Annotated in this window: 4 protein-coding genes; all 4 read right to left on the bottom strand. The window is 38.9% G+C overall.

Translation table 11 applies throughout. The features are described from left to right. Nucleotides 1-84: 84 nt before the first annotated feature. Genes Q1K78_RS17020 through Q1K78_RS17005 form a run of 4 tightly spaced genes read right to left on the bottom strand, consistent with a single transcriptional unit; the run spans nucleotide 85 to nucleotide 3,788 of the window. On the bottom strand, nucleotides 85-759 hold the full coding sequence (locus Q1K78_RS17020) for a sulfite exporter TauE/SafE family protein (protein WP_300181591.1): 675 nt from the start codon (nucleotides 757-759) through the stop codon (nucleotides 85-87). Further along, nucleotides 749-919, bottom strand: a complete 171-nt coding sequence (gene ccoS, locus Q1K78_RS17015) for a cbb3-type cytochrome oxidase assembly protein CcoS (protein WP_300181589.1) — start codon at nucleotides 917-919, stop codon at nucleotides 749-751. The genes Q1K78_RS17020 and ccoS overlap by 11 nt, the downstream gene beginning before the upstream one ends. Beyond that, complete coding sequence (locus Q1K78_RS17010) at nucleotides 912-3,290, bottom strand: heavy metal translocating P-type ATPase (protein WP_300181588.1); 2,379 nt, start codon at nucleotides 3,288-3,290, stop codon at nucleotides 912-914. The genes ccoS and Q1K78_RS17010 overlap by 8 nt, the downstream gene beginning before the upstream one ends. 18 nt (nucleotides 3,291-3,308) lie before the next feature. Continuing rightward, the gene (locus Q1K78_RS17005; protein ID WP_300181586.1) at nucleotides 3,309-3,788 is read right to left on the bottom strand and encodes a FixH family protein; all 480 of its coding nucleotides are present in this window, start codon (nucleotides 3,786-3,788) and stop codon (nucleotides 3,309-3,311) included. Nucleotides 3,789-3,883 lie beyond the last annotated feature (95 nt).

Genomic DNA, 3,883 nt, shown 5'->3' with positions numbered 1-3,883 from the left:
TATTATAATTGATATAAGTTAATTTTAGCATTAACCTGTCCCAAAGTGGTAGCATAAAAGTAAAAGTATACAAAAAAATTTTAATTAGTTTAGTTGATCTGCCGCAATATATATCGTATGAACACCATAACTTAATAATAATAAGGCACTGATATTTTTTGTTATTTTACTATCTAACCATGACTTTAGTGTTTGTGCACCCAGCCCAACTAAAAACATAGCAGGAAGCGTCCCTAAACCAAAGGCCATCATTATAAGAGCTCCATTTATAGCTCCCCCTGAAACGGCTGACCAACTTAGTGTGGAATAAACAAGTCCGCATGGTAACCATCCCCAGAGAAAACCAAAAGGTATCGCATGGAAAGGCGTTTTCAGTGGTAATAGAGGTTTAGTTAATGGAGATATGTATCGCCATAATTTTTTACCGACGACTTCAATATATACTAAACCTTTCCACCAATTTGCAATATAGAGTGCAAGTAGGCACATTAATAACCCAGCAAATACTCTAAAATACACTAGCGCACTATAACTTTGAGTGCTGACAGCAATAGAAACAAATATCCCACCAATAATAAAACCAAATAAAGAATAAGAAATTATTCTTCCAATGTTATAAAGCAGAATAAATAACCAACGAGGGTAGTTGCTCTTCGCTGAATTCATTGATATTACCGCGGAGATCCCTCCACACATACCTATACAGTGGCCTGCTCCCATGACACCTACGATAAAAGCACCAATAAAATCAATGTTCATCTTTATTCTTTTTTATTTGGGTATCTTCATCAAATAAAATCTCTGTTCCATGAGGAACTAAATCACCAAATTGGTCACTTTTAGCCGCCCAAATGAAGACAGCGACAGCGACACAAACCAGCATGATCGCTATTGGAATTAATAAATATAAACTAGCCATTTTCTTTTAATAACCTCAGAGAGTTAGAAACAACAATGATTGAACTTCCTGACATACCGACAACAGCGATGTAGGGAGCAACTAAACCCATGACTGCGAGTGGTAAGATAATGGCATTATAGCCTAAAGCCCACGCCAAGTTTTCACGGATAATTTTTCGTGTTTTCATCGCCAGCTCTCTCGCTTCAATAAGGCGAGACAGATTATCGCCAAGTAAGATCATATCGGCTGACGCTTTCGCAACATCAGTACCTGACCCCATAGCGATAGATAAATGAGCACCAGCAAGCGTAGGTGCATCATTAATACCATCGCCAACCATTAAACTGATTTCGTTGGCGGGTAATGATTTTAGGTAATCTAATTTTCCTTGCGGAGATGCTCCTGAAATTACTTCATCAATATCTAACGTTTTAGCAACCCGCTCCACTGAAGAGCTGCTGTCGCCAGTTAACATTGTAACCTTGATGCCTAACTGGTGTAGTGACTGGATAAATACTTTGCTTTCTTGACGGATCGGGTCATTTAATGAAAAAGCAGCGACTGGCTGTCCATTTTTAGATAACCAAACTTGATAGTCTTGCTGGTTTTCTAATTGACAATTAGGAGCAGCAAATGCCTTATGGCCAATTTTCCACTCATCTTGACCTGAATATCCAGCTAATCCGGAACCAATAATATTTTCAACTCGCTCAAAATACGTCTGTTCTGGATCTCTATATTCAGAGAATGCACGAGCGATAGGGTGATTGGCAAAAGATTCTAGCTCTGCGGCAATGACTTTTGATTGTTGTGAGTTAATATCACCAAAGGTGTAAATTTTCGTCAGGCGGATATTTCCTTCAGTTAACGTGCCTGTTTTATCAATCACTAAACGATTTACTTTACATAAGGTTTCTAATACATGCCCACGACGAAGCATAAGACCTAACTGAGCTAATCGAGACGTTGAGCATGTAATCGCCGTTGGTGTGGCTAATGATAGAGCACAAGGACAAGTCGCAACCAACACTGACAGCATGATCCAAAAAGCATCATCAGGCTTGGTCTGATGCCAATAGAACCAGGTAAATGCTGAAATGATCAAAATACCTGCGACAAAATAACGCGCTACTAAGTCTGCAATTTCAGCCACTTTTGGCTTAGATATTTGTGCTTCCTCTTGCAACTTAACAATGGTAGATATTAAGGAATCTGCTTTGGTTTTGGTTACTTTAACTGTGAGGTTTCCATCGCCATTAATGGTACCCGCATAAACTGAATCGGCTTCTTTTTTAGCGACAGGCATTGACTCACCTGTAAACATTGATTCATCAATCGCGCTACAACCTGAAATAACGACACCATCTGCAGGCAAGTGCTCTCCCGGTAGAACGATCACTATGTCGTCAACGTCTAGTGTTCTGGCTGGAACTGTTTTCCCCGATGTTAATGTCGCCATTACAGGAATTAATTTTAATAGGTTACCAGTGATAGCGGCGGCCTTACGACGAGCCCGCATTTCAAGAAATCGCCCTAATAATAAAAAGAAGGTAAACATAGCAACAGATTCAAAAAACACTTCGCCAGTTTCGGTTACTGTTGCAACAACACTTGCAAAATAAGCAAATAGCATCGCAATGGAAACAGGGACATCCATTCCTAGTGTTCTTGTTTTTATGCTACGCCATGCATTCATATAAAAGGGTAAAGCAGAGTAGAGCATGACAGGAGTAGCAAAAACTAAGCTCACATATCGAAGATAATTTCTAAACTCGGCATCTAAGTCTCCGAATACTTCAAGGTATAACGCAACGGCAAGCATCATTACTTGCATCGTAGCTAGACCAGCAACACCTAAGCGATATAAGTATTGCTTCATTGAGCGATGATATTCTTCTTCTTGTTTATCCGCTTCAAATGGGGCAGCTTTATATCCTAATTGATGGATAAGAGTAAGAAGGGTACTTAATTTTGTTTCTTCTGGATTCCAACTTAATAAGGCTCGATGGGTTGAGGTATTCACGTTGATTTGATGAATACCTTTCGCACTAGCAAGTTGCTTTTCGATTAACCAAGCACAAGCAGCACAAGATACACCATCAAGTGACAATGTCACTTCTTTGAAGTTATCGTTAGTTCGAATAAATTCTTTTTGGATCTCATCATGATCGTAGTGCGCTAATGCTTTTAATTGTTCTGGAACTAAATCTGCTTTATCGGCAGGGGCCGTACGATATTGATAATATGAAGAGAGGCCATTCTCTACGATAGTTTGCGCTACTGATTCACAGCCTGGGCAGCACATATCACGAGTTTGACCTAAAATATCAACCTGAAAATGCGAACCTGAAGGTACAGGTTCACTGCAGTGGTAACAATCCTTTGACATAGGAACTACTTGCCTTATTTATTTGCCTAGTGGGAAAAAATCTTCGGTAGGGAAGTTAGTGCGACCTTGGATCATCCATGCGCTATCGTGAGGTAATAATTCAATAAACCAAGGACCCGTTAAAGGCGCTTCTAGTTTAATTCGATATATACCTTTCGCATCAGAGGTTAATACTTGCGAAAAGTCGTGATTCGGTAATGTACGGTGGGTGAAAATAGCTTTAACTGCAGGGTTATGTTTCAATTTCCCTTTATCTAGCTGAATTTCAATCGTGTTCTCAATACTTCGAACTTTAGCAAAAATAGATAACTCTTGAGCGACTTTTATTTTAGAAAGATCGACATTAATAGCCTTTCCCTTTTTGTAATAATCTTCAGCAACCAGATCTACATCATTTTCGACAAATAAAACAAACGTAGTAATACAAGCGACAACAACGGTACCGGGTAAGATGATGAGAAACCAAGGCCAGAACTGCTTATACCAAGGTTGAGACATAGTAATGATTCCTATTAAAGATCTTTCTATAAGTATTTATTATTTTGAAAGATATATTGCGAAAATATGAGTTTATAACGTGTTTTCTTAAGATA

Source organism: uncultured Aliivibrio sp., from assembly GCF_946479765.1.
GTDB lineage: Bacteria > Pseudomonadota > Gammaproteobacteria > Enterobacterales > Vibrionaceae > Aliivibrio.
Note: the sequence above shows the minus strand (reverse complement) of the source record. Positions and strands in the feature narration are given on the sequence as shown.